Here is a 25,194-nt window from a genome sequence, read left to right on the forward strand (position 1 = left end):
CCGCCTCACTTGTCTTTTTTCTTGTACATGGCGAGCATGCGCTGGGTCACCAGGAAGCCGCCGAAGATGTTGACCGAGGCAAGCACCAGGGCGACGAAGCCGAAGCCGGTGGCGAGCCCCGAAGCGGAGATTCCGACCGCCAGCAGCGCCCCGACGACGATCACCGAGGAGATCGCGTTGGTCACCGCCATCAGCGGCGTGTGCAGGGCCGGCGTCACCGACCAGACGACATAGTAGCCGACGAAGATCGCCAGCACGAAGATCGCCAGCCGGAAGACGAAGGGATCGATCGCACCGCCGGTCGCGCCGTGCGCGACCGCACCGGCCGCATCCGGGACATATTCGGCAGCGGTCCTGACCGCCTCCACCGCCCGATCGAGGTCGGCCAGTGCCTTGTCCAGAAGTTCGTTCGCCATTTACTTGTCCCCCTCCTTCGCGCCGCCGAAGGCCGGATGCACGATCGTGCCGCCGTGGGTCAGCGCCGTCGCCTTGACGAGTTCATCCTCCATGTTGAGCGCGAGTGCCTTCGTCTCCTTCGAGACCATCGTCTCCAGGAAGGTGACGAGGTTCTTGGCATAGAGCAGCGAGGCCGAGGCGGCGATGCGGCCCGGCACGTTCAGATGGCCGATGACCTTGATGCCGCCGACCTCCGTGACCTTGCCCGCCTCCGCGCCCTCGACATTGCCGCCGCGCTCGACGGCGAGATCGACGACGACCGAGCCCGGTTTCATCGAATCGAGCATCGCGCGGGTGACGAGGCGCGGCGCCGGCCGGCCGGGGATCAGCGCCGTGGTGATGACGATGTCCTGCTTGGCGATATGCTCGGCGACGAGCGCCGCCTGCTTGGCCTGGTAGTCCTTCGACATTTCCTTGGCGTAGCCCCCGGCTGTCTCGGCCGCCTTGAACTCCTCGTCCTCGACGGCGATGAACTTGGCGCCGAGCGAGGCGACCTGCTCCTTGGCGGCGGGGCGCACGTCGGTCGCCGAGACGACGGCACCGAGGCGGCGCGCGGTGGCGATCGCCTGCAGGCCGGCGACGCCGGCGCCCATGACGAAGACCTTGGCTGCCGGCACGGTGCCGGCCGCCGTCATCATCATCGGCAGCGCCCGGTCGTATTCGTAGGCCGCGTCGATCACCGCCTGGTAGCCGGCGAGGTTCGCCTGGCTCGACAGCACGTCCATCGATTGCGCCCGGGTGATGCGCGGCATCAGTTCCATGGCGAAAGCGGTCAGCCCCGCCGCCGCCATGGCGGCGATTGCCTCGTCATTGCCGTAGGGATCCATGATCGCGATGACGACCGCGCCGGACTTGTAGCCGGCGATCTCTTCGCCCGTCGGGCGGCGCACCTTGAGGACGACGTCGGCGCCCTTGGCATCGGCCGCCGTGCCGATCCGGGCGCCCGCCTTCTCGTAATCCGCGTCGAGAATGCGCGACCTGAGCCCGGCGCCGGCTTCGACGACGACGTCGAAACCCAGCGACTTCAGCTTCTTGACGCTTTCGACGGAGCCGGCAACGCGACCCTCGTCCGCATCCGTTTCCCTGGCGATAAAGACGATCTCGCTCAAAAGTCCCCCCTCCTGATCCGCGACCGGGCCGGGGGCCGGGCTGCGGGCATCGTGTTCGCTTGCCGAGGCGGGCTATGCGCCGGACCTCCCCTCCTGCATGGCCCTTCGTCGAAAGAAAAACCCATGCACATCAACTGCTGCATGCAACCCGAGAAGTGCATGGCGCTGCAGCGACAGGCACTCTTCCTCGACGGCGGCACGCCCGCCGTCGAAACAAACACTCCTCACGCGGTGAGGCAAGGCCCGACCGACCCGGCGGCCGCGACAGGGGCCAGGCCGGACAGGTCAGGAGAGCCGGTTAGCGAAGAACGAAGTAACCGGCGACGTTGACAAGGATGAAAACGATGAGCGCGCTGAAGAAGCCCATGGTCGTGAAGAAGCCGGCGGCCATGGCGATCAGCAGCGCCACGCAAAACAGCGTGCCGTACTTCGTTGCATTGAGGAAGAAGTTGTAGGTCTTCTCGTGCTCGGAATAGTCCATCGGGGCACCCGTCTCGACCGGTCCCGAATGATGCTCTGCCATCGTTCATTTCTCCACAATGCCGCGGCACCGCCGATCGGCGGCTCCGCCCTGATCCACCCATGAGCCATTCGCGGCAAGCGCGACCGCTCCGTTAGCTCCGCATACACAATGCGTGCGGCCTTCGCAACGAAAACCCGCCCGCCTCGCCCGGGCCCATCCGAAAGTCTGTGTCGATCATCCTTTCCACGTTCCACCGTGGCATCCGGACAGGGCTCCCATGGAGCGGTCGGGTTCACCGATCGTTGCCGCGTGTCGACTTTGCGGCCGTCGAGCGCATCCGCTCTGGTAGGTGATCGCCGAAGGCTCAGGCGATGCGCTCGCCCGGGACTTCCGGGCCATGCGTCGGCACAGCGCGCTTCAGAGGGCTTCCAGCGCGGACGCAGGCATCGGGGCCGCGAAGACGAAGCCCTGGATCAGGCGCCAGAAGCTCAGCGCGCAGGCTCACACTTTCCGCAGTTGACTTTAAACCGCATCTGGCGCCAAGGCTTTTCCGATCAATAACCGGAGTCCACGATGTCGAAACCTGTCGTTGCCATCCCTTGCGATTTTCGCGAATTCGACGGCAATGTCTGGCACGTTGCCGCCCATCAATATGTCCGCGCCGCCGTCGAAGGTGCCGGCGTCATGACCTTTCTCGTTCCCGCGCTCGAAAGCGGCAACGACGTCGACGAGGTCCTCGACCGGGTCGACGGGGTGCTTGCGAGCGGTGCGCGCTCCAACGTCCATCCGTCGCTTTACGGCCGGGAAGCGACCGAAGCGGACGGCCCCTTCGATCCGGGCCGCGATGCGACCAGCCTGCCGCTCATCCGCCGCGCGCTCGACCGCGGCGTCCCGCTGCTGGCGATCTGCCGCGGCATCCAGGAGCTCAACGTCGCGCTCGGCGGCACGCTCGCGACCGAAATTCAGGAGCAGCCGGGCGTCTGGGACCATCGCAAGCCGGACGTGCCCGAACTCGACGTCGCCTATGGCATCCGCCAGGACGTGACGGTGAAGGAGGGAAGCTGCCTCGCCCCGGTTCTCGGCGCCGGCCGGGTCCGTGTCAATTCGCTGCACCGGCAGGCGATTGCCGCCACCGCGCCGCGCCTTGCGGTCGAGGCCATCGCAGACGACGGGACGATCGAGGCCGTATCGGTGATCGGCGCCAGGGCCTTCGCCGTCGGCGTGCAATGGCATCCGGAATACTGGGTCAGGACCGATGCCCCGTCGGCCGCCCTGTTCCGCGCCTTCGGCGATGCCGTGCGCGCCTACCGGGAGAGCAAGAACCGGTAGGCGCCTTCCCTCACCCGCCCACCGGGTTCCTGCGCCGGAACGGCGTCTCGACGACCGGCGTCAGGGGCTCGCCGGTCGAAAACCAGGCCTTCAGATTGTCGACCACGAGGTCCGCCATGGCGTTGCGGGTGACGACGGACGCGGAGGCGACGTGCGGCAGCAGCGACACGTTCGGAAGGGCGAGCAGCGCTTCGGGCACATGCGGCTCCTGCTCGAACACATCGAGGCCGGCGCCGGCGATCGTGCCGTCCTGAAGCGCCGCGATCAGCGCGGCCTCGTCCACCGTCGAACCGCGACCCACATTGATCACCACGCCGTCCGGCCCGAGCGCGGCGAGAACCTCAGCGTTGACGGCCTTCAGCGTGCTCGCCGTTCCCGGCACGATGACGACCAGCGTGTCGACGGCCGCGGCGAGACCGGCAAGGGTCGGATGGTAGGCGAAGGGGGCGTCCTCGCGCCGGGTCCGCGTGTGATAGGCAATCGAAACGCCGAAGGCCTCGAGCCGCCTTGCGATCGCCAGCCCGATCCTGCCCAGACCGAAAAGCCCGACCCTTCGCCCCCGGAGCGACAGGGGCGAGAGCGGGAAGGCGCCGTCGCGCGCCCAGCGCCCTTGCCTGAGCCATTGCTCCGCCTGCGGCAGCTGGCGCAGCGTGTTGAGGAGCAGGCCGATCGCCGTGTCGGCGACCTCCTCCGTCAAGACGTCCGGCGTGTTGGTGACGACGATGCCACGCGCCGCGGCGCGAGCGACGTCGACACCGTCGTAGCCGACGCCGAAATTGGCGATGATCTCCAGCTTCGGAAACGCGTCCATGAGTTCCGTCGGCAGGCGGCCCGAAACGGCGATGCCGGCGACATCCGCCATATCCGGCGTCACCAGCGCCGCGTCGGCCGCATCGATGCGAACCGTGTCGAACATTTCCGGCAGGCGCTCGAGCACGCGCGGGTTGATCTTGCCGGGCACGAGAATTCTGGGACCGCTCATCGATCTGCCTTTTCTGAAGCATGCTTGGGATGGAATCACCCCATCCTGCCCAGCCGAGGAGGAACGATCAAGCGGCGACGCGAAGCGGGCCGGTCGACTGGCGAATACGCATCTCGGGCTTGATCAGGTGGATGCCGTCCGGCTCGTGGCTTCCGGAGAGCTTGTCGAGGAGCGCGCGCGCGGCGCTGCGTCCGACCTCGGCCTGGCCGTTCCAGACCGTCGTCAAGGCGGGCGTGGCGATCGACGCCTCCTCGAGATCGTCGTAGCCGGTCACCGAGATATCGACGCCGGGGACGAGCCCGGCGCGGGCGATGCCGTTCATCATGCCGATCGCCACGAGGTCGTTCCAGCAGACGACGGCGGTCGGCTTCTGCGGCAGCGACAGGAGGTGCACCGCCGCTTCGAAACCGCCCTGCTTCGAGCGCGGCCCCGGAATGCGCAGGTCCGGATCGACCTCGATATTGGCCTTGCGCAGCGCGTTGACATAGCCCTGGTAGCGGTCGCGCCCGGTCGAGGTCTGGTCGGTGCCGCCGACCATGGCGATACAGCGGTGGCCGAGGCCGATCAGGTGATTGGTCGCAAGCGCAATGCCGTAGGCATCGTCGCCGCGGAAGATCGGCACGTCGAGCCCTTCGATCGAGCGCGCGATCAGGATCGCCGGCATGCCGTTGTCTTCGGCAAGCTGGATATCCTCCGGCGGCGTGCCGATTGCCGGCGACATTATGACGCCGTCGCCGCCGAGCTGCAGCAGCGTCTCGATGAAGTCGCGCTGCTTCTCGACGGAATCGTAATGGTTGGAGAGAATGAAGGTCTGCTTGTCGCGATCGAGCTCCGCCTCGATCGCCTTGAGGATTTCGCCGTAGAACGGGTTCATGATGTCGTGCACGACGACGCCGATGATGCCGGAGCGCGACGTCCTGAGGCTCGCGGCGCGGCGGTTGTAGATGTAGCCGAGCGCGCGCGCCTGCTCCTTGATCTTGTCGCGGGTCACCGTCGCCACCAGCGGGCTGTCGCGCAATGCCAGGGATACAGTCGCCGTCGAAAGGCCGAGTGTTTCTGCGATTGTCGAAAGCTTGACCTTTTGCGCCACCTGCTCCCCCGGATCCCGTCGATGTCCTTCAGCCCGATTTTAAACCCTCTTTAAACTGTTTAAATCGTCGCTGCAATCGGGAAGTGCGTGCCGCGGCCCGTCAATCCGCGGTCCTGGCCGCCTGCAGGTTGCTGTCGACCACACGCAGGAGTTTGAGCAGCGTGCGGACCTGCTTGTCGGTCAGGCCGCGTGTGGCGAGCTTCTCGGAATGGTGGCCGGCCTCGGCGATGGTCTGCAGCCGATCGCGGCCGGGGCCGGTCAGGTAGACCTTGGTCAGCCGCGCGTCATCCTTGTCCGGGCGGCGTTCGAGAAAGCCCTGGGCCTCCATCCGGCCGATGGTGCGCGTCATCGTCGGCGCCTTGACGCCGAGCTTCGCCGCCAGCGCTCCGGCCGTCATGCCGTCTGCCTCCGCGAGCGCCAGCATGACGCCGTCCTGGCCGGCATAAAGGCCGCTTTCGACGAGGTTGCGGGAGAGCACCGTGCGCATCGAACGCGCCGCCTGGACGAGGACCGAGGCGAGGTCGTGATCCTGCACGTCGGCGACGACCTCGTCCTTCCTCTTGCCGTTCTTGCCCTTCTTTTCGGCTTTGTTCTTCTTGCCCATTGGACCTCCGGCCGAATCCCGTACATTGCCTTTATAGCAATACGGCTTGAGATTACGAACTGTATGACTCAAATAACGATTTTACGACAATCGATGCGGAGGGCCGAATGGAAATGTCGCTGCCGAAACGGCGCTGGGAGGACAATTCCGCCGCTCTCGCCTCCTTCGAGCGGCGGGATTGGATCGCTGTGCTGCCGCTCGGTGCGCACGAGCAGCACGGACCGCATCTCCCCTTCGAAACCGACCGGCTGATCGTCGAGGGCATCGTCGAGCGCGTCATCGCCGCCTTGCCCGAGAGCCTGCCCGTGACCTTCCTGCCGGCCGAACCGGTCGGCTATTCTGTCGAGCACATGAACGTGCCGGGCACCCGCACGCTTCGCTATGACGAGGCGATCGCGCGCTGGCTCGGCATCGCCGAAAAGCTCGCCGGGCTCGGCATCCGCAAACTGGTGATGCTGAATGCCCATGGCGGCAACTCGCCGCTGATGACCATCGTCGCGACGGAGGCGCGCCTGCGCTTCAACATGCTTGCGGTGGCGACGAGCTGGACGCGTTTCGGCCAGCCGGAGGGCTGGATCGGCGCCGAGGACAAGGCGCTCGACATCCATGGCGGCGACATCGAGACATCCGTGATGCTGGCGCTCCGCCCGGAAAAGGTGGACATGGCCAAAGCCCGCCGCTTCCCCTCCCGCCAGAGCGAGTTCGCGCGCCGCTTCAAGCATTTGCGTGCCTATGGCCCGCACGCCTTCGGCTGGAAGATGTCGGACTTGAACCCCGAAGGCGTTGCCGGCAATGCCGCTGCCGCAACCGCCGCGCGCGGCGAGGCGCTGATCGCCCATGCGGTGAACGGCATCGTCGAATTGCTCGAGGACGTGAACGCCTTCGACGCCGGCGAGCTTGCGTGAGCGCTTCAAGCGAAATCGCGCTCCCCGCATTTGCGCATCGCCGCTCGATCTCCTATATCAGACGCCAACGCAAGATGCCCGCGGCGCATCGCCAATCCTCGAGGCTCCCATGACCGAAACGACCACGCAGAAGCCGATCCCCGTCACCGTGCTCACGGGCTATCTCGGCGCCGGCAAGACGACGCTGCTCAACCGTATCCTCAGCGAGAACCACGGCCGCAAATATGCGGTGATCGTCAACGAGTTCGGCGAGATCGGCATCGACAACGACCTGATCGTCGAGTCCGACGAGGAAATCTACGAGATGAACAACGGCTGCGTCTGCTGCACGGTGCGCGGCGACCTGATCCGTGTCGTCGAGGGCCTGATGCGCCGCCCGGGCCGCTTCGACGCGATCATCGTCGAGACCACCGGCCTTGCCGATCCGGTGCCGGTCGCGCAGACCTTCTTCATGGACGACGACGTGCGCGCCAGGACCGAGCTCGATGCCGTCGTGGCGCTGGTCGACGCCAAGCACCTGCCGCTGCGGTTGAAGGACAGCCGCGAGGCTGAAGACCAGATCGCCTTCGCCGACGTCGTGCTGCTCAACAAGACCGATCTCGTGACGCCCGAAGAACTCGAGCGCATCGAGGCGACGGTCCGCGTCATCAATCCGTCCGCCCGCATTTACCGGACGCAGCGCTCGGAGATCGACCTCACCAAGGTGCTCGACCAGGGTGCCTTCAACCTCGAGAAGGCGCTGGAAAACGACCCGCACTTCCTCGATCATGACGAGCACGACGACCACGTCTGCGGCCCGGATTGCGATCACGACCACCACCATCATGATCATGATCATCACCACCACGACCATGACCATCATCACGGTCATCACCATCACGATCATGGCCCCTCGCCGATCCACGACGTGACGGTGCAGTCGATCTCGCTGCGCGGCGGCGAGATGAATCCGGACCGCTTCTTCCCCTGGATCCAGAAGATCACCCAGACGGACGGTCCGAACATTCTGCGCCTCAAGGGCATCATCGCCTTTGCCGGCGATGCCGAGCGCTACGTGGTCCAGGGCGTGCACATGATCATCGAGGGCGACCATCAGCGCCCGTGGAAGGACGGCGAAAAACGCGAAACCCGTCTCGTCTTCATCGGCCGCGATCTCGATCGGGAGAAGCTCGAGCGAACCTTCAAGGCCTGCGAGGCGCAGGCATGATCCGCAAGGCCATCTCCGATGGGACCATACCGCAACAAGAGAGCCTGACCGACTGATGCCGACCGTTGCTCCGCTCGATCTCGAAGGCCATGTCGTCGGCGTGGCCTTCCTCAAGGACGTTCCCTTCTTCGCCGGGGCCGCCGGCACGATCCACCGCCTCGACCAAGGCCACAAGGTGACCGAAGCCCATGACGGCCTGCTTTCGCTCGCCTGCGACGAGGCGAGCGAAACGCTGCTCACCGGCGGCGAGGACGGCAAGGTGATGCGCATTTCCGCCGACGGCACCGCACGTCCCGTCGCCGAAACGGCGCGCAAGTGGATCGCCGAGGTCGCCGCCGGACCGCAGGGTGCGGTCGCCTATGCCTACGGCAAGACGACGTTCGTCCGCCTCGCCGACGGCACGACCAGGGAATTCCCGGAGGAGCGCACGGTCGAGGGCATCGCCTTCGCACCGAAGGGGCTCCGCATCGCCGTCGCGCGCTACAACGGCGTGTCGCTGCACTGGGTCGGAATGGCCGGGCAGCCGGTCGACCTCGACTGGAAGGGGGCCCATACGGGCGTCACCTTCTCGCCCGACGGCCGCTTCGTCGTCACCGCCATGCAGGAGAATGCGCTCCATGGCTGGAAGCTCGACACGAAGCCCGGCGCCGAGACCCGGCACATGCGCATGACCGGCTACCCCGCCAAGGTGAAGTCGCTCTCCTGGTCCGCCAAGGGCAAGTGGCTCGCCTCCTCCGGCGCGCCGGCAGCGATCGTCTGGCCCTTCCAGGGCAAGGACGGACCGATGGGCAAGGCGCCGCTCGAACTCGGCACCCGCGGCAACACCATGGTGACGGCCGTCGCCTGCCATCCGGCCGAGGACATCGTCGCGATCGGCTACGAAGACGGCATGATCCTCGCCGCCCGCTTCGCCGACAGCAAGGAAGTGCTTCTGCGCCGCCCCGGCAAGGGCGCGATCACCGCGATGGCCTGGAACAAGACCGGCCGCCAGCTCGCCTTCGGCTCCGCCGCCGGCGACTGCGGCGTGGTGGATATTGCGGGGTAGTCCGCATTTGCGAATGCGATAGCCCCTCACCCTAACCCTCTCCCCGCAAGCGGGGCGAGGGGACGTGCTCCGCGACTGCGTGAGTATCCGGGCTACCTGAGAATTTTCGGACGATCCTATTTCAGTCGCTGCTTCCACCGATCCGGCCCGAAACGCTCGGAGCGCCGCCGCGAGTCCCTTCGCCCCGCTTGCGGGGAGAAGGTGCCGGCAGGCGGATGAGGGGCGATCAGAAACTGTCCAAACCTCACCAGTCAAGCTCCAGATGCGGCCGGCCGTTCGACGTCCTCTCGACCGTGCGTCCGGTCTCGTCGATGGTTGCCGTCACCCTCTGGCGGAAGGCCGAGAAGCTTTCGAAGGTGACCACGTCGACCGGCTCGTCGAATTTGAACGTCAGCCGGTAACGCCCCGGCTGCGCACTCAGCGCCTGCGCGGAAAGGATCTCCGCTTCGAAAGGCTGACCGAGATAATGCCCCTTCACCCGCGCCCCGAGCATCCATGGATTGAAGGGCGGACGGTTGCCGAGGGCGGCGTGGAGCGTGTTCCAGTCGCGGTAGCCATATTGGCAAGCGACGAGCTCCAATGACTTGGAATGGCTGATCGCCTCGCCTTCCGACGCAAGCCGGGAGCGAAGGCGTTTTGCCTGGTCCTTCAGTGCGTCGCGCGAGGGTAGAGGTCGTGGTTCATGCGTCATGACAGGGTCTCCTGCTGCGGCATGCATTTCGTCGGATGGGTGCCCGCATTGCCATCGGTTCGCATGCCTCGCGGCGTGACCGAGTCGAAACAGAGGGACTTCACCAAAGCTGACGCTCGCGGACGGCTGGGGCCCTCGCCCGCCGCCTCCTAGGCGAAGCGGTGCATGCTGTCAAATGCGGTGACGCCGGCACACTGCAGCGTCGCAACTGCTCAATTCCTCGTTGCAGCGCTTTCGAAGATGTGGAACGACTGCGTGAAGCGAGAGGAGATTCCCATGACCGAAATGACCATCCTTGCATTCGCCGCCGTCGCCTTCGTCGGCATCGCCACCCCCGGCCCGACCGTGCTCTTGGCGCTGACGAACGGCTCGCGCCATGGGGTCCGTCGCGCCTGCTACGGCATGATCGGCGCGGTGCTCTCGGATTTCGTGCTGATCGGCGCCGTCGCGCTCGGACTCGGTGCGCTGCTGGCGGCCTCCGAGTTCTGGTTCTCGGTGGTCAAGTGGCTGGGTGCCGCCTATCTCGCCTTCCTCGGCGTCATGCTTCTCCGCTCCCATGGCACGCTGGATATCTCGGGTTCCGCATCGTCGGAGGAGCCGCACGGAGCCGGCACCCCAGGCCCGGTCTTCATGAAGAGCTTCCTCGTCGCCGTCACCAACCCGAAGGGCTATTTGTTCTTTTCCGCCTTCCTGCCGCAGTTCATCGACCCGACGCTGCCACAGGCCCCGCAATATGCCACGCTCGCTTTCGTCTTCGCTTCGATCGATTTCGCGGTGATGTTCGGCTATGCGCTGCTCGGCTCCCAGGCCGTTCGCTTCCTGAAACGCTCCGGCGCCATCTGGCTCGACCGTGTCTGCGGCGGGGCGCTGCTGGCGCTCGCCGGCTCGCTGGCCTTCTATCGCCGCGCCACCACCTGACACGCGGACAGACGGGGTGTGAGGGCGGCAAAGGCCGACGCGGAAAACTGCCTCCTCAAAACGCTACAGCGCTCCCGCCGCCGCTTGGGGGCAGGAGCGCCGTTCGCTGTCCGCCTCCGCAGGGTGAGAGGCGGAAAGATCAGGCGGCGCGCCGGACCGGCGGCAGCGCGAGCTTGCGGCCGCTGGCGACCAGCATGCCGGCCGCCCCTACGAGCCAGCCCTCTTTCAGCTCGAGCGCTAGGAAGCGGTTGCGCTCGAACGGGCCGGGCATGACAAGATGCTGCGCCCGCGCCGCAAAGAAGCCGAAGCGCTCGTAATAGGCCGCGTCGCCGACGAGCAGGATCGCGCCATGACCGCGGTTCCTGGCCTCCTCGATCGCCGCACGCATCAGCATGCCGCCGATCCCCTTGCCCTCATGCGCCGGATCGACGGCAAGCGGGCCGAGGAGCAGCGCCGGCACGGCCCCGCCTTCGCGGTTCACGCCCGCTTCGACGTTCCACAGGCGGACCGTGCCGATGACATGGCCGTCGACGTCGCGGGCGACGAAGGCAAGTCCCTCGGCCGGCAGCTGGCCGCGGCGCAGCTTCTCCGACGACTTCCTGCGGCGGCCCGGGCCCATGGCGCGGTCGAGCAGGCTTTCGCGCGCGACGACGTCGCCCGGGTTTTCGGGAGCGATCACAAAGGTGGACGGCGCGAAGGACGCGCGCGGGGTATCAACAACAGCGGCCATCGGGGCCTCCCGTCATCAAAACCGCTTCAGGCGGATCAAAAGATGATTGTGAAATCGCCGCTCCCGCCTGTGACGGGAGCGAGCAGGTCAGATCACATAGGCCTTCAGCGGCTCGAAGCCATTGAAGGCGACGGCCGAGTAGGTGGTCGTGTAGGCGCCGGTGCCTTCGATCAGAACCTCGTCGCCGATCGTCAGCGAGATCGGCAGCGGGTACATGTTCTTCTCGTAGAGCACGTCGGCCGAATCGCAGGTCGGGCCGGCAAGCACGCAGGGCTCCATCTCGTCGCCATCGCGCGCCGTGCGGATCGGGTAGCGGATCGCCTCGTCCATCGTCTCGGCAAGGCCGCCGAACTTGCCGATGTCGAGGAAGACCCAGCGGTGGCTGTCATTGTCCGACTTCTTCGAGACGAGCACGACTTCCGCCTTGATCACCCCCGCATTGCCGACCATGCCGCGGCCCGGCTCGATGATCGTCTCCGGGATGTTGTTGCCGAAGTGCTTTTTCAGCGCGCCGAAGATCGCCTGGCCGTAGGCTTCCGCCGACGGAACGTCCCGGAGGTACTTCGTCGGGAAGCCGCCGCCCATGTTGACCATCTTGAGCTCGATGCCCTGCTTGGCAAGCTGCACGAACACCCGCTTGGCATCGGCAAGTGCTGCATCCCAGGCGTCGAGCTTCGTCATCTGCGAGCCGACATGGAACGACACGCCGTAGGAGACGAGGCCGAGCTGATGGGCGTAGACGAGCACGTCGACGGCCATCTGCGGCACGCAGCCGAACTTGCGCGACAGCGGCCATTCGGCCCCCTCGCCGTCCGTCAGCACGCGGCAGAACACCCGGGCGCCCGGAGCGGCGCGCGCGACCTTCTCGACCTCTTCGTGGCTGTCGACCGCGAAGAGGTTGATGCCGAGCGCATGGGCGCGGGCAATGTCGCGCTCCTTCTTGATGGTGTTGCCATAGGAGATGCGCTGGGCAGTCGCCCCGGCTTCGAGCGCCATCTCGATTTCGGCGACCGACGCGCAATCGAAGTTGGAGCCGAGACCGGCAAGCAGGCGCAGGATTTCCGGCGCCGGATTGGCCTTGACGGCATAGTAGATCGCGCTGTCCGGCAACGCATGGCGGAAGGCCTTGAAATTGTCGCGCACGATGTCGAGATCGACAACGAGGCAGGGGCCTTCGGGTCGTCGGGTGTTGAGGAATTCGATGATGCGTGCGGTGGTCATGGCCATATTCCCCGATCCATTAAACTCCACGACTGTGGAGGACAAAGGGCATACGCGCGCCTGCACTGGAACCAGCCGGTGGAGACCCCGGAACCATGCATGCGCTCTCTGCGCGTTACGGTGAATCGAAGCCCGCAAAGGCTAAGATTCGGCTTTGTCTGCCATGGATTGGAGGGGATGACCCAACCGCACTTCCGGCAATGAAGGTGTGCCTCTTCAGTAACCCCGGCTGTTGGAGAGCCGGCAGACACCAGAAAGGCCCGCACCGTCGTTGCTTCAAGATGTCCTCGCATTTCCCGGTTGGCCGGAATAGCGACTGGAGGGGTTAGTTCCAGGTACCTTACCGATAACCTCACCTAATCGAGGGTCGGCGGACACCCACAGGCACGTGCGACTTTGGGCAAGGTCGTAGGTAAGAAAATTCGCGGCCCTAATCAAGAGTTTTTTCCGATTGCCACTCAATTTTTTCTGGACCGCGCGACCTTGTCAGTGTTCACTTTCGATGAACAATCGCCGCAGGCGCTCATGGACTCAGCAAGCCTTTGAAACTAAAAGAAGTTTTCAAGAAGGCCCCGCGGCGTGCCCGGCGGACTTCCCCACCGGCCGGAAGCGCCCTCCGCGCTGGCGGCAGGCACAAGGCCGCGCAGCGAATCGGCTCGCCGTGAGCTCACAGGAGAGAGACCGGTCATGGACACCTTGACCCGCATCCGCGCCTTCATCGACGTCGTGGACGCGGAGGGTTTTTCGGCCGCCGCGCGGCGCGTCGGCAAATCCAAGGCGCTGCTGTCGAAATATGTGCGCGAGCTCGAAGACGAGCTCGGCGCGCTGCTCCTCAACCGCACGACGCGCCAGTTCTCGCTGACGGAAGCCGGCCACACCTATTACCGCACCGCATCCGAAATCCTGAAGGAGATCGACAACCTCGCCGATCTCGTCCGCGCCAACAATTCCGATTTGAGGGGCCGGCTGCGCGTGACCGTGCCGCGGACCTTCGTCGATGCGGAGATCGGCCAGTCGCTGATCGACTTCGGCAAGGAGCACCCGGAACTGTCGCTCGAGATCGTCTCCGACGACCGTTTCATCGATCTTGTCGAAGAAGGCTTCGACGTCGCGGTGCGCATCACGCGGCTCGAAGATTCGACGCTGATCGCCCGCAAGCTCGACGACTTCCAGGTGCTGGTCTGCGTATCGCCGCACTTCCTGGCGAAGACCGGGCCGTTCGCGCACCCGACCGACCTCGCGCATGTCCCGTGCATCCTCGACACCAACGGCCGGTCCTATTCGAACTGGCGTTTCATCGAGCCGGACGGTTCGCCCTTCACGGTGCCCGTGAGCGGGCCGATCGAGGTCAACAGCCCGCTGGCCGCGGCGCGCGCCGCCGTGAGCGGCATCGGCGTCGCGATCCTGCCCGACTTCATTGCCCGGCCGAGGATCATCTCCGGCGAACTCGTGACGCTCTTCGAGGAGTTCCTGCCCCGGGATCGCGGGATCTACGCGATCTATCCGCATCGCCGCTACCTTCCGGCCAAGGTCCGCACCTTCGTCGATTTCCTGCACGGCTGGTTCCGCAAGACGCGCTGAAGGGCCGCCTCGCCCGTGGCACGAAGACGGGGGTAGCCAGTCCCAATTCCGTCCCATTTGCAGTACATTCCGAAGACGATTCGCACGGCTTATCTTCAAGGCCGAAAAGGGGATTTCCGCTCCTATGAAACGACAACGCCTCGTCATGGCCGGCCTCGCGACCCTGCTCGCGCCCGCCCTCGCCGTCGCTCATCCGCACATCTTTGCCGAAGCAAGGCTGGAGATCGTTTCCGACGACAAGGGCGGGATCGGCGAGTTGAGGAACGTCTGGCGCTTCGACGAGCTGTTTTCGGCAAGCGTCGTGCTCGACTTCGACAAGAACGCGAACGCGATGCTCGACCCGGATGAATTGAAGGAAGTCGGCCAGACGGTGCTCGAATCGCTGGCGGAGTACAACTACTACACGACCATTTTCGACAACGGCAAATCCGTGAAGGTCAACAGGCCCGACAGCATCACCGTCGACTACAAGGACAATCAGCTCCTGATGATGTTCGCCGTCAAGCCGGCCGAGGCGATGCCGCTCAAGGGAAAGCTCTCCTTCGGCATCTACGACCCGACCATGTACACGGCGATGGATTTCCCGACCGACGAGGACCTCAAGGTCGTCGGCGCCAGGATCGAGGCCTGCGAGCATCAGGTGGTGCGCCCCGACCCGGACGAGGTGCTGGCCGAGAACAAGGACACGCTCACCGACGCCTTCTGGAACGATCCCACCGGCACAGACACGTCGAAGCTCTTTGCGACCAGGATCGAGATCACATGCTGAACGCCTGCAGGATCGGCCGTCCGCTCGCCGCCGCGCTCGTCTTGACGGCGCTTTCCGCGACGCTTGCCATGGCCCAGTCGCCGCTCGGCATCGGCACGGCCGAGCCCTCCGTCCAGCCGACCGGCCTTCTCGGCGGCTTCTTCGCCTGGGTCAACATGGAGCAGCAGGGTTTCTACCGCGCGCTGACCGGCGCGCTCAAGGGCATGCGCGAGAATCCCTGGCAGCTCTGGTCGCTGATCGGCCTCTCCTTCACCTACGGCGTCTTCCACGCCGCCGGCCCCGGCCACGGCAAGGCGGTCATCTCCTCCTACATGATCGCCAACGAGACCGAGCTCAGGAGGGGCGTGCTGCTGTCGTTCCTCTCCTCGATGCTCCAGGGCGTCGTCGCCATCCTCTTGATCGGCGCCGTCTATCTGGTGCTGCGCGGTTCCTCGATCAGCATGACGAGCGCCACCCGCTCGCTCGAAATCGCAAGCTACGGGCTGATCGCCGCCTTCGGCGGCTGGCTGCTCTTCCGCAAGCTGAGGTCGATGATGCGACCGGCAGCCGCCCGCATCGACGGGCACGCTCATCATCATGGTGACCACGATCACGGCCATCACCATCACGGCCATCGGCACGACCACCACCACGCGCATGGTCCCGGCGAGGTCTGCGCCACCTGCGGCCACGCCCATGCGCCCGATCCGCAAATGCTGAAGGGCGATCGTTTTGCGTTGAGCGAAGCCTGGTCGGCGATCATCGCCGTCGGCCTGCGCCCCTGCTCCGGCGCGTTGATCGTGCTCTCCTTCGCGCTTCTGAACGGGCTCTATCTCGGCGGCGTGCTCTCGGTCTTCGCCATGTCGATCGGCACCGCGATCACCGTGTCGATCCTCGCGACCATCGCCGTCACCGCCAAGGGCGTCGCCGTGCGCTATGCCTCGAGCAACTCGGCCGCGGCGCGCATCTCGAACGGCATCGAGATCGCCGGGGCGGTGTTGGTTCTGGTTTTGGGGCTGGTTCTGCTGGGCGCTGCTCTGCAGAGCTGAAATCGCGCGGTGCTGCCGCGCGCGCGGGCTATGCCGCGCCGACTGAAGTTCCCTCTCCCCGTCAGAACGGGGAGAGGGTTAGGGTGAGGGGCAATCCTCGACAGCGTCCCAGATCTCCACCCTTCCGAATCGGCCAGATCACAGCCCCTTCCGCCGCTGATGGCGGGCGCGCAGCCAGAAGATCAGGAAGAAGCCGAGCACGAAGAGCGCGCCGAAGCCTGCGGCGAGCCAGGGCGAGATGGCCCCGAGCTCGAGCATGATCGACGGCAGCACGAAAAAGCCGATCCCTACCACCAGGAGAATGACGGCGGCTGCGATCGCCGGGGACCTTTCCTTTTTCTCGGGCACATTCACTCCTTTGCGGCAAGCTCGGCACGAATCTCCTCGAGGCGCCGCTTCTGGCGGCCCCCGCCGTCGAAATTGTCGGGCGAGAGCCAGCGCTCGAAGGCCGCCTTGATGAGCGGCCACTCGCCATCGATCATCGAGAACCAGGCCGTATCACGATTGGCGCGTTTTGAAATCATGTGCTGGCGAAAAATACCCTCGAAGGTGAAGCCGAGACGCTGCGCCGCTTTCCGGCTCGGCTCGTTCTCGCTGTGGCACTTCCATTCGTAGCGCCGATAGCCGAGCTCCTCGAACACATGCCTCGCCATCAGATAATGCGCTTCCGTCGACAAGGGCGAGCGTGCCATCGCCGGCCCGTGAGCGACCCCGCCGACTTCGACGACGCCATTGGCCGGGTCCGCGCGCATGTAGTTCGCCAGGCCGACGACCTTGCCGACCGCCTTGTCCCGAAAGACCTCCGTGATCCAGCCGGACTTCTGTTGAACCGCGGCGAGCCAGGCGTCGAAATCCTCGATTCCGGCGAAATCGTCCTGGGTGAAATATTTCAGGAGAGGATTGATCGCCATGCCGCCGAAGGCATCGTTCCAGAGCGCCTCGAGATGCTTCGCCCGGTCATAGGGCTCCAGCACGACATATCGGCCCTCAATGAGCACCGGCTTCGGCGCCGGGCATCCCTTCCAATCGGCAAGATCGCGCATCGACTTCTCCCGCGTTTCCATGCGCTCCCGCAATAGAACGGACACGGGATCGTGACAAATTCAAACTCGTGATCGAACCCATGAGCGGAACCGATGAGCGAACCGATCGAACCGCAGCCCTGCGTTCCTCAGACCGGAACCTTCGCCGCTGAGACGGTCGCCTCGATGTGGTCGACGAGCGCATCCGCGAGGCCCAGCCTGCCGGCGAGCAGGTCGAGATAGCCGCGCTCCGCCCGGCCGTCCGGCTCGATCGCAAGGCGCGATGCGGTGTAGATCTCGACGCGCTCCTCCTCGGTCTTCGCGGCGGCGATGATGGCGTCGAGGTCGATCGGATTGGCGAGTTCGGATTGGAGAAAGGCGGCCGCATCCGACGAGAGGCCGGAGACGGACAGCTTGTCCATGATGCGGCGGCGCTCCGTGTCGTCGATGTGGCCATCGGCGCGCGCGGCTGCGATCATCGCCCGCACGAGCACGAGCGCGAAGTCGTCGCTGACGGCATGCGGCGCCGCAAAACCGGATTCGGCCGGTGGCGGCGGAAGCTGCGCCGGGGTCTGCGCGGCAGGCCCGGAGGCGGGCGTCTGGCCGGCCTGGTAATTCTTGTAGGCCTGGTAGCCGAGGCCGGCAACCGCGGCGAGGCCGCCGAGGACGGCGGCATTGCCGGCGAGCTTGCGGCCCGATTTGGTGCCGAGAAGCACGGCGGCGATCGCCCCCGTCGCCAGCGGATTGTCCTTCGCGAGCCTGGTCACCTGGTCCGCGCGACCGCGCACCGTGCCGCCGGCGCCGGGCACCTGCGACCCCAGGAACTGATCCAGCAATTTCTTCGCGTCGAACATCGGCCTCGCTCCTTTTGCATGCGCAACGGGGAGGCATGGCACGGCCTCCGCTCATCCGCTCGTTAGTTGGCGGATTGAGACATAGGAACGGCGCGGCCGAAATACAAATGCATGGCGACCTCGGGAAAGCCAGTCTTGGGATCAGCGTTGCATGCGGCCGTTTCAGGCCTTGAGCGCAAAGGCCTCAGCCGCAAGCCTGGTGATGCCGGCCCAATCGCCCTTGGCGACGAGTTCCTTCGGCGCCACCCAGGAACCACCGACGCAGACGACGTTCGGCAGCGACAGGTAGTCACGCGCATTGGCGAGCGAGATGCCGCCGGTCGGGCAGAACAGCGTGCCCGCCAGCGGCGAGGCAAGCGATTTCAGATAGGCGGCGCCGCCCGCCTGCTCCGCCGGGAAGAATTTCAGCACCTCGTAGCCTTCCTCGCGCAGCCCCATCACTTCGCTGGCGGTTGCCGCGCCGGGCAGCAGCGGCACCTCATGATCATTGGCGACGTCGATCAGCTCCTGCGTCGTGCCGGGGCTGACGATGAACTGCGACCCGGCTTCAACCGCCGCTTCGAACTGCGCGGCGTTGAGGATGGTTCCGGCACCGGCAACGGCACCCTCCACCTCGTTTGCCACCGCGCGGATCGCTTCCAGTGCTGCGGGGGTGCGCAGCGTCACCTCGATCGCCTTCAGGCCGCCGGCAACCAGCGCCCGCGCGAGCGGTACGGCGGTCGCGGCATCATCGATCACCAGCACCGGAACGACCGGTTGCAGCTTGAGGATGGGAAGAAGCCTGTCGGATTTGGCGCTCATGCCGATCGTCCTTTTAAAACGATTGAATAATGGACCTCCGCATACCCCGCCAGCCAGACATTGTCGAGCCCCCGAAAGGCGCGCTCGGGGTCCTGCAACTAATAATATGATCCAGCGCAATGACGCGGCTTCTACAATACGATAGGCTTGTGACGGTCGACCTCTCGGAATGGCGGGACATGCATGGCGAAGGAGATAGAGCGCAAGTTCCTGGTCGCAACCGACGGCTGGCGACAGAATGCGGATAAGGGCATCCGGCTGCGCCAGGCCTATATCGTCACCATGGATGACCGCTCGCTGCGCGTCCGCATCCACGGCAACAAACGGGCGCGCCTGACCATCAAGATCGGCAAATCCTCCCTCGTGCGCAACGAATACGAATATGACCTGCCGATCGACGACGCGCGCGAATTGCTGACGCAGGCAGTCGGCATCGTCATCGAGAAGCGGCGTTACCGCGTGCCGTACAAGGGCTTCACCTGGGAGGTCGATGTCTACGAGGGGGCGCTCGAAGGCCTCGTCGTCGCCGAGGTTGAAATGAAGCGGGAAACGGATCTGCCTGACCTGCCGGCATGGCTCGGGCGCGAGATCACCGGCGACCGCCGCTATTCCAACCAGTCGCTTGCAACCGAGGGGCTGCTGGAAACGCAACCATGACCTATGCGTTCGATCCGGGTCGCCCCTTCACCGAGGATTTTCATGCCGTCGGTGCCGCGCAGATCCGGTGCGCCATGGCGGTGCTGAGCGAGCAGCCGGCGGGTGTGCACGAGGCGATCCACGACGCGCGCAAGAGCTTCAAGCGGTTGCGCTCGCTCTACCGGCTCGTTGCTGTCGACGCACCCGGCTTCCGGAAACAGGAAAACGCCCGCATCCGCTCCATGGCGCGCAATCTCTCGACCGTCCGCGACGCGGCCGCCCTCGTCGAGAACGCCAACTACCTGCGCCTGCATGCGGCAAGCGAGGAGCAACAGGTGGCGCTCGACAAGGTCTCATCGATCCTCACGGCGCGGCGGGACCGGATCGCCGAGGAGGAAACCGATCTCGACGGCAAGATCGCGTCGACCATATTGAGCTGCGAAGAGGCGCTCGCGGCACTCGCCCGTCTCGCCTTCGACGACGGCCGGCGGAAAACCGCGCGCCGCCTGGAGAAGGGATGGCGGCGAACACTGAAGCGGGCGACGGCCTCTATCGCCGCTTGCGAGGCGAGCACCGACGCCGCGGCCTTCCACCAATTGCGCAAGCGAACCCAGGATTACCGCATGCAACTGGCCTTGCTGCGGGCGGCATGGCCTTCGGCGATGCAGGCAAAGAGAGCGCAGGCGCGGGAGCTCGTCGACCTGCTTGGCCATCTGAACGACCTTGCGACGATGACATCGCTCGTCAACGAGCAACCGGAACTCGCCGGCAACAGCCAGAACCAGGCCCACCTCCTCTCCGCCGTCATCGCCCGGCAGGAGGAACTGCGGCGGGAAGCCCTCAAACGGGCAGAGGCGGTCTTCCTTGACCGTCCGAAGCACGAAAGCCGGACGATCGGGCTGCTGTGGCTCGAGGCCGGTCGGTAGAAGAGGAATGTGATCGGATTGCCCCTCATCCGCCTGCCGGCCCTTCTCCCCGTTTTGACGGTGAGAAGGGACGATGCCGCATCGCATCCCTCCCCTCTCCGCGTGGGGCGCAGGGAGGAGCGGCAAGCTCTGAAGTCCCCTCTCCCCGCCCGCTGGGAGAGGGCTAGGGTGAGGGGCTATTTAAGGTGAGGAGCAATTTCACGTGAGGCGGGTGGGCCGTCACGCACGACGCCGCAATTGCGCCAAACGCCCGAAAGCTGTATGTGCCTGCCGCATGACCGACATGCTGAAGACACCCCGCGCAGAGACGCGAGGCCCGTTCCTGGTGGCCGCGCTCTATCATTTCGTTTCCTTCCCGCGCTTCGCCGATTTCCGCGAGCCGCTGCAGGCGGTATGCGACGCGAACGGCGTCAGGGGCACGCTGCTCGTCGCGCATGAAGGGATCAACGGCACGATCGCCGGCACCGACGAGGGCATAGCGGCGGTGCTGGCGTTCTTGCGCGCGCAGCCGGAATTCGCTCGCCTCGAGCACAAGGAGAGCCGCGCCTCGGCCATGCCCTTCCTGCGCATGAAGGTGCGGCTGAAGAAGGAAATCGTCACCATGGGCGTCGAGAACATCGACCCCAATCGCGTGGTCGGCACCTATGTCGAGCCGAAGGACTGGAACGCGCTGATCTCCGATCCGGAGACGCTGGTCATCGATACGCGCAACGACTACGAGACGGCGATCGGCCTCTTCCGCGGCGCCGTCGATCCGAAGACCAGGACCTTCCGGGAGTTTCCCGACTGGGTGCGCAGCAATGGCGGCCTGCACGACAAACCGAGGATCGCCATGTACTGCACCGGCGGCATCCGCTGCGAGAAGGCGACGGCCTTCATGAAGGAGCAGGGTTTTGACGAGGTCTATCACCTGAAGGGCGGCATCCTCAAATATCTCGAAGAGATCCCGGCGGAGGAGAGCCTCTGGGACGGCGCCTGCTTCGTTTTCGACGAGCGCGTCTCCGTCACCCACGGGCTCCAGGAAGGCGAGCACACGCTCTGCCACGCCTGCCGCCAGCCGCTGACGCCGGAGGACCTTCTTTCACCGCTCCACGAGGAAGGCGTCTCCTGCGTCCACTGCCACGCGACGCGCACGGAAGAGGACCGCGAGCGCTATCGCGAACGGCAGAAGCAGATCACGCTGGCCAGGAAGCGTGGCGAGCGGCATCTGGGAAGCTGAAGCGGTGCTCCAGTGCCCCTCATCCGCCTGCCGGCACCTTCTCCCCGCAAGCGGGGCGAAGGGGCTCGCCGCGGGCGCCCAACCCCGTCAAAACGGGGAGGGCTGGATAAGGGGCAAAGTCTCGTCCGGGACTGCCTCAGTAGATAAAGCTTACTCCGGCAGCGTCTCGTATTCGTCCAGGTCAAGCGCGGACCTGTCCCAAAGGGGGCGGCTGCGGGTGAAGACCGCGTTCGTCGGCTCGAACAGCGACATGTCGTCAAGCGTGCCGGCATAAATCGTCCAACGGTCGGCACCGGACGAGAAGATCTGACTGCCGCAGGTGTGGCAGAAGGGGCGGACCGTCACATTGCCGTTTTCGGCGAGCTTCTCGTAGGCGCGGAGCTCGCCGGTGACGTCGACGTCTTCGCGCGAGAAGATCATGTAGCAGCAGTGGCCGGTACCCGTCGCCCGCTGGCAATCGCGGCAATGGCAGAAGCCGGAATAGAGCGGCGGCCGCTTCGCCTCGTACCGCACCGCCCCGCAGAGACATCCACCCTTCATGCGCTTTCCTCCCTGAAAGAGGCGGAAAATAACGCTGCGTGTCGGTCGATCAAGCGAGGCCGCGCCGATGTGTTGACGCGCGATGAATCTTTCCCGGCTGCGTCTTGAACAGCACCACGGATGTAGTCCCCTGAGCCTGCCGGCACCTTCTCCCCGTTTTGATGGGGAGAAGGGACTGGCGGCAACGACCTGGGCGGTGATTACCAGCTCGGGATGAGCGCACCCTTGAAGGTCTCGACGATGAAGGCCTTCACCTTGTCGTCGTGGTAGGCTTCGACGAGCGTCTTGACCCAGGGCTTGTCCTTGTCCTCCGCCCGCACCGCAATGACGTTGGCGTAGGGAGACTTCTCGCTTTCGATGGCGATGGCGTCCTCTTTTGGATGAAGGTCGGCTTCGAGCGCGTAGTTGGTGTTGATCACGGCGGCGTCGACGTCGGCGAGGGAGCGCGGAAGCTGGGCGGCATCGAGCTCGGCGAACTGGATGTTCTTCGGGTTTTCGGTCACATCGGCCGGGGTGGCCTTCAACCCGACATCCGGATTGACCTTGATGAGGCCCTTCGAGGCGAGGACCAGGAGCGCGCGGCCGCCATTGGTCGGGTCGTTCGGAATGGCGACCGTCGCGCCGTCCGTGAGTTCGTCGAGGCTCTTCACCTTGTCCGAATAGACACCCATCGGCGTGGTGATCGTCAGGCCGACGCTGACGATATTGAAGCCGCGATCCGCGATCTGGTTGTCGAGATAGGGCTGATGCTGGAAGGAGTTGGCGTTGATGTCGCCATCGGCCAGTGCCTGGTTCGGAACCACGTAGTCGGAGAATTCGACGATCTCGATATCGAGCCCCTTGGGAGCGGCGATTTCCTTCACCTTCTCCATGATCTGGGCATGCTCACCCGGGGTTACGCCGACCTTGATCGTCTCCGCCAGCGCCGGGCCGGCAGCCAGAGCGGCGAGGGCCGCCGCTAGAATGAGCTTTCTCATGGACATCTCCTTGTTGCTGTTTGCTGTCTTTGGGAGGATCAGGTCTTGCGGCTGCGCTTGTCGAAGCGACGCGCCAACCGGTCGCCGGCGCTCTGAACGAGCTGCACGAGCACGATGAGAACCACGACGACGATGAGCATCACGTCCGGCCGGAAGCGCTGGTAGCCGTAGCGGATGCCGAGGTCGCCGAGGCCGCCGCCGCCGACCGCTCCGACCATGGCCGAATAGCCGATCAGGCTGACGACGGTCATCGTCAGTGCCAGCGTCAGTGCCGGCCGCGATTCGGCGAGCAGCACCTTGGAAACGATCTGCATCGGGGTCGCGCCCATGGCGCGCGCCGCCTCGATCAGCCCCTTGTCGACATCCCGGATCGCCGCCTCGACGAGCCGGGCGACGAAGGGAATGGTAGCGATCGTCAGCGGCACGATCGCCGCCTTGGTGCCGATCGAGGTGCCGGTGACGAGCCGGGTGAAGGGGATGATGGCGACGACGAGAATGATGAACGGGGTAGACCGCGCCGCATTGACCGCGAGGCCGACGACCCGATTGACATTGGGCGCCGGAAACAATTCCCCCTTGCCGCTGGTGGCGAGGAAGATGCCGATCGGCAGACCGACCAGCGAGCCGACGAGGCCGGCGACCGCGACCATGAACAGCGTGTCGAGGGTTGCCTTGCCGATGAGCATGAGAAGATCAGGCGACATGGCCGAGCACCTCCGTGACGAGTCCGTTCTCGGCGAAGAAGCGCTCCGCCTTCCCCGATGTCTCGGCATCGCCGCCATAGGCGACCACCAGGGAGCCATAGGGCCTGCCGCCGATCTCGTCGATCGTGCCGGCGATGATGTTGACCTCGGCGCCGATCGACTTGATGAGCTGCGAGATCAGCGGCCGCTCGGCCGCCGCGCCGAAGAAGGTGAGGCGCACGACGACGCGATCGCCGGCAGCCGCCTCGGGCTTCAGCCCCCTCGCGATCGCCTCCGGCAGTTTCGAGCCCGGCAGTCCCGAAAGCAGCGCCCGCGTGGTCCCGTGCCGCGGATGGGTGAAGACGTCGAAGGTGTGCCCCCGCTCGATGATTTCGCCCCTGTCGATCACCGCGACGTCGGAAGTGACCGCCTTCACCACCTCCATCTCATGGGTGATGAGCAGCACCGTCAGTCCGAGCTCGGCGTTGATGCGCCTGAGGAGCGCCAGGATCGCCTGCGTCGTCTCCGGGTCGAGTGCCGAGGTCGCCTCGTCGGAGAGCAACAGTTTCGGCTCGGTCGCAAGCGCCCGCGCAATGCCGACGCGCTGCTTCTGGCCGCCGGAAAGCTCGGCCGGGTAGCGGCCGTGCTTGTCGGCAAGCCCGACGAGATCGAGAAGCGGCCGCACCCGCGCCTCGATCGCGCCGCGGTCCATGCCGGCGATCTCGAGCGGCAGCGCGACATTGCCGAAGACGGTGCGGGAGGAAAGCAGGTTGAAGTGCTGGAAGATCATGCCGACCGAGCGGCGCAGGCTGCGCAGTCCCGCCTCGTCGAGCGCGCCGACGTCGACGCCATCGACGAGCACCCTGCCGCTCGAAGGCTTCTCGAGGCCGTTGACGAGCCGGATCAGCGTCGACTTGCCGGCCCCCGAGCGGCCGATGATGCCGGTGATCGAGCCGCGCGCGACGGTCAGGCTGACATTGTCGAGCGCGGTGAAAGCTCCGTTCGCACCGGAGGCGGCAAAGCGCTTGGAAACGCTTTCGAAGACGACGGCAGCGTCTTTGGGCGAAATCTCGGCAACAGGATTGGTCATTGTCCGGCCGCTCCCCGAGGAAGGGATCTGCGCGATGGAAGGATACATGATGCTCTCGGATGTTCGAAATTGCGACCTTTGCGCGTCTGATAAGACGCGCGGCGCGGTAAGGCGTCGTCCGGTCAAGCCGACATTCGACAACGCATTCGGAACGGTGAGCAGCTCTCTAGCATCGGGCAACCGGTGGGATCAACGCCTCCACGGCATGGCAGGCATGCGATGGAACATGCCACTCTTATGGACGGCAACGCGCTCGCTTCACAGGTAGATTTTTCCGAGCCGGCGGCCTCGGCTAAAAAAGTCTACCCTTCTTGTGTA

The 25,194-nt window shown here is 65.4% G+C and carries 28 protein-coding genes; 11 read left to right on the forward strand and 17 right to left on the reverse strand.

All coding sequences use genetic code 11. From position 1 onward, the window contains the following. Positions 1–5: 5 nt before the first annotated feature. The 3 genes from ATB98_RS25320 to ATB98_RS25330 all read right to left on the reverse strand — a co-directional run bounded on the left by ATB98_RS25320 (position 6) and on the right by ATB98_RS25330 (position 2,088). On the reverse strand, positions 6–416 hold the full coding sequence (locus tag ATB98_RS25320; protein ID WP_066878745.1) for an NAD(P) transhydrogenase subunit alpha: 411 nt from the start codon (positions 414–416) through the stop codon (positions 6–8). Next, entirely contained in the window at positions 417–1,565 is a 1,149-nt protein-coding gene (locus ATB98_RS25325; protein WP_066878747.1) for a Re/Si-specific NAD(P)(+) transhydrogenase subunit alpha, read from the reverse strand. Positions 1,566–1,863: 298 nt separating this feature from the next. Then, positions 1,864–2,088: an aa3-type cytochrome c oxidase subunit IV gene (locus tag ATB98_RS25330; RefSeq protein WP_066878749.1), complete on the reverse strand. Its 225-nt coding sequence runs from the start codon at positions 2,086–2,088 to the stop codon at positions 1,864–1,866. A gap of 513 nt (positions 2,089–2,601) precedes the next feature. Here ATB98_RS25330 and ATB98_RS25335 point away from each other — a divergent pair. Next, positions 2,602–3,357, forward strand: a complete 756-nt coding sequence (locus tag ATB98_RS25335; protein ID WP_066878751.1) for a gamma-glutamyl-gamma-aminobutyrate hydrolase family protein — start codon at positions 2,602–2,604, stop codon at positions 3,355–3,357. A gap of 10 nt (positions 3,358–3,367) precedes the next feature. Here the strand turns inward: ATB98_RS25335 and ATB98_RS25340 are convergent, their stop codons facing one another. The 3 genes from ATB98_RS25340 to ATB98_RS25350 form a co-directional block, all read right to left on the reverse strand. Next, entirely contained in the window at positions 3,368–4,339 is a 972-nt protein-coding gene (locus ATB98_RS25340; RefSeq protein ID WP_066878752.1) for a 2-hydroxyacid dehydrogenase, read from the reverse strand. Positions 4,340–4,406: 67 nt separating this feature from the next. After that, positions 4,407–5,429: a LacI family DNA-binding transcriptional regulator gene (locus tag ATB98_RS25345; protein WP_066878754.1), complete on the reverse strand. Its 1,023-nt coding sequence runs from the start codon at positions 5,427–5,429 to the stop codon at positions 4,407–4,409. A 100-nt stretch (positions 5,430–5,529) separates the two neighbouring features. Beyond that, on the reverse strand, positions 5,530–6,033 hold the full coding sequence (locus tag ATB98_RS25350) for a MarR family winged helix-turn-helix transcriptional regulator (protein ID WP_066878756.1): 504 nt from the start codon (positions 6,031–6,033) through the stop codon (positions 5,530–5,532). A 113-nt stretch (positions 6,034–6,146) separates the two neighbouring features. Between ATB98_RS25350 and ATB98_RS25355 the strand changes: the two genes are divergently transcribed. The 3 genes from ATB98_RS25355 to ATB98_RS25365 all read left to right on the forward strand — a co-directional run bounded on the left by ATB98_RS25355 (position 6,147) and on the right by ATB98_RS25365 (position 9,190). Then, on the forward strand, positions 6,147–6,938 hold the full coding sequence (locus tag ATB98_RS25355; RefSeq protein WP_066878869.1) for a creatininase family protein: 792 nt from the start codon (positions 6,147–6,149) through the stop codon (positions 6,936–6,938). Between the two features lie 109 nt (positions 6,939–7,047). Then, positions 7,048–8,145 (forward strand): CobW family GTP-binding protein, encoded by a 1,098-nt coding sequence (locus ATB98_RS25360; protein ID WP_066878758.1) that lies wholly within the window; start codon positions 7,048–7,050, stop codon positions 8,143–8,145. Between the two features lie 55 nt (positions 8,146–8,200). Next, positions 8,201–9,190, forward strand: coding sequence for a WD40 repeat domain-containing protein (locus tag ATB98_RS25365; protein ID WP_066878760.1), 990 nt, complete (start codon positions 8,201–8,203; stop codon positions 9,188–9,190). Positions 9,191–9,434: 244 nt separating this feature from the next. On the opposite strand, the gene ATB98_RS25370 is transcribed toward ATB98_RS25365, so the two are convergent. After that, positions 9,435–9,881: a glyoxalase superfamily protein gene (locus ATB98_RS25370; protein ID WP_066878762.1), complete on the reverse strand. Its 447-nt coding sequence runs from the start codon at positions 9,879–9,881 to the stop codon at positions 9,435–9,437. Positions 9,882–10,157: 276 nt separating this feature from the next. Here ATB98_RS25370 and ATB98_RS25375 point away from each other — a divergent pair, with 276 nt between their 5' ends. Then, a complete protein-coding gene (locus ATB98_RS25375) occupies positions 10,158–10,799 on the forward strand; it encodes a LysE family translocator (RefSeq protein WP_066878764.1) in 642 nt (213 codons plus the stop codon). A 139-nt stretch (positions 10,800–10,938) separates the two neighbouring features. On the opposite strand, the gene ATB98_RS25380 is transcribed toward ATB98_RS25375, so the two are convergent. Together ATB98_RS25380 and odc2 are read right to left on the reverse strand one after the other, a co-directional pair. Beyond that, complete coding sequence (locus ATB98_RS25380; protein WP_066878766.1) at positions 10,939–11,529, reverse strand: GNAT family N-acetyltransferase; 591 nt, start codon at positions 11,527–11,529, stop codon at positions 10,939–10,941. A gap of 87 nt (positions 11,530–11,616) precedes the next feature. Continuing rightward, entirely contained in the window at positions 11,617–12,756 is a 1,140-nt protein-coding gene (odc2, locus tag ATB98_RS25385; protein ID WP_234782024.1) for an ornithine/lysine decarboxylase, read from the reverse strand. Positions 12,757–13,437: 681 nt separating this feature from the next. On the opposite strand from odc2, the gene ATB98_RS25390 reads away from it, so the two are divergent. The 3 genes from ATB98_RS25390 (at position 13,438) to ATB98_RS25400 (ending at position 16,128) form a co-directional block, all read left to right on the forward strand. Continuing rightward, positions 13,438–14,331, forward strand: coding sequence for a LysR family transcriptional regulator (locus ATB98_RS25390; protein ID WP_066878768.1), 894 nt, complete (start codon positions 13,438–13,440; stop codon positions 14,329–14,331). Positions 14,332–14,455: 124 nt separating this feature from the next. Next, positions 14,456–15,100 (forward strand): DUF1007 family protein, encoded by a 645-nt coding sequence (locus tag ATB98_RS25395; protein ID WP_066878770.1) that lies wholly within the window; start codon positions 14,456–14,458, stop codon positions 15,098–15,100. Then, entirely contained in the window at positions 15,094–16,128 is a 1,035-nt protein-coding gene (locus ATB98_RS25400; RefSeq protein WP_066878773.1) for a nickel/cobalt transporter, read from the forward strand. Before ATB98_RS25395 ends, ATB98_RS25400 begins: the two co-directional genes overlap by 7 nt. A 138-nt stretch (positions 16,129–16,266) precedes the next feature. Here ATB98_RS25400 and ATB98_RS25405 read toward each other — a convergent pair whose 3' ends face one another. From ATB98_RS25405 to ATB98_RS25420, 4 genes are all read right to left on the reverse strand, one after another. Continuing rightward, positions 16,267–16,482, reverse strand: coding sequence for a hypothetical protein (locus tag ATB98_RS25405; protein WP_066878775.1), 216 nt, complete (start codon positions 16,480–16,482; stop codon positions 16,267–16,269). After that, positions 16,479–17,171 carry a GNAT family N-acetyltransferase gene (locus ATB98_RS25410; RefSeq protein ID WP_066878874.1) on the reverse strand — a complete coding sequence of 231 codons (693 nt, stop codon included), beginning with the start codon at positions 17,169–17,171 and terminating at the stop codon, positions 16,479–16,481. The genes ATB98_RS25405 and ATB98_RS25410 overlap by 4 nt, the downstream gene beginning before the upstream one ends. A 128-nt stretch (positions 17,172–17,299) precedes the next feature. Beyond that, positions 17,300–18,004 carry a tellurite resistance TerB family protein gene (locus ATB98_RS25415; protein ID WP_066878777.1) on the reverse strand — a complete coding sequence of 235 codons (705 nt, stop codon included), beginning with the start codon at positions 18,002–18,004 and terminating at the stop codon, positions 17,300–17,302. A 162-nt stretch (positions 18,005–18,166) separates the two neighbouring features. Beyond that, on the reverse strand, positions 18,167–18,805 hold the full coding sequence (locus tag ATB98_RS25420) for a 2-dehydro-3-deoxy-phosphogluconate aldolase (RefSeq protein WP_066878780.1): 639 nt from the start codon (positions 18,803–18,805) through the stop codon (positions 18,167–18,169). Between the two features lie 183 nt (positions 18,806–18,988). Here ATB98_RS25420 and ATB98_RS25425 point away from each other — a divergent pair, with 183 nt between their 5' ends. The 3 genes from ATB98_RS25425 (at position 18,989) to trhO (ending at position 21,586) form a co-directional block, all read left to right on the forward strand. Continuing rightward, a complete protein-coding gene (locus tag ATB98_RS25425) occupies positions 18,989–19,462 on the forward strand; it encodes a CYTH domain-containing protein (RefSeq protein ID WP_066878782.1) in 474 nt (157 codons plus the stop codon). Then, the gene (locus ATB98_RS25430) at positions 19,459–20,367 is read left to right on the forward strand and encodes a CHAD domain-containing protein (protein WP_066878784.1); all 909 of its coding nucleotides are present in this window, start codon (positions 19,459–19,461) and stop codon (positions 20,365–20,367) included. The genes ATB98_RS25425 and ATB98_RS25430 overlap by 4 nt, the downstream gene beginning before the upstream one ends. A 274-nt stretch (positions 20,368–20,641) precedes the next feature. After that, positions 20,642–21,586: an oxygen-dependent tRNA uridine(34) hydroxylase TrhO gene (gene trhO / locus ATB98_RS25435; RefSeq protein ID WP_066878786.1), complete on the forward strand. Its 945-nt coding sequence runs from the start codon at positions 20,642–20,644 to the stop codon at positions 21,584–21,586. 150 nt (positions 21,587–21,736) lie between these two features. On the opposite strand, the gene ATB98_RS25440 is transcribed toward trhO, so the two are convergent. The 4 genes from ATB98_RS25440 to ATB98_RS25455 all read right to left on the reverse strand — a co-directional run bounded on the left by ATB98_RS25440 (position 21,737) and on the right by ATB98_RS25455 (position 24,876). Next, positions 21,737–22,126, reverse strand: a complete 390-nt coding sequence (locus tag ATB98_RS25440) for a GFA family protein (RefSeq protein ID WP_066878789.1) — start codon at positions 22,124–22,126, stop codon at positions 21,737–21,739. A gap of 200 nt (positions 22,127–22,326) precedes the next feature. Beyond that, entirely contained in the window at positions 22,327–23,103 is a 777-nt protein-coding gene (locus ATB98_RS25445) for a MetQ/NlpA family ABC transporter substrate-binding protein (protein WP_066878791.1), read from the reverse strand. 38 nt (positions 23,104–23,141) lie between these two features. Beyond that, positions 23,142–23,807: a methionine ABC transporter permease gene (locus tag ATB98_RS25450; protein ID WP_066878793.1), complete on the reverse strand. Its 666-nt coding sequence runs from the start codon at positions 23,805–23,807 to the stop codon at positions 23,142–23,144. Next, positions 23,797–24,876, reverse strand: a complete 1,080-nt coding sequence (locus ATB98_RS25455) for a methionine ABC transporter ATP-binding protein (protein ID WP_066878876.1) — start codon at positions 24,874–24,876, stop codon at positions 23,797–23,799. The genes ATB98_RS25450 and ATB98_RS25455 overlap by 11 nt, the downstream gene beginning before the upstream one ends. Positions 24,877–25,194: the final 318 nt, after the last annotated feature.

Source organism: Sinorhizobium saheli (genome assembly GCF_001651875.1).
Taxonomy (GTDB): Bacteria; Pseudomonadota; Alphaproteobacteria; order Rhizobiales; family Rhizobiaceae; genus Sinorhizobium; species Sinorhizobium saheli.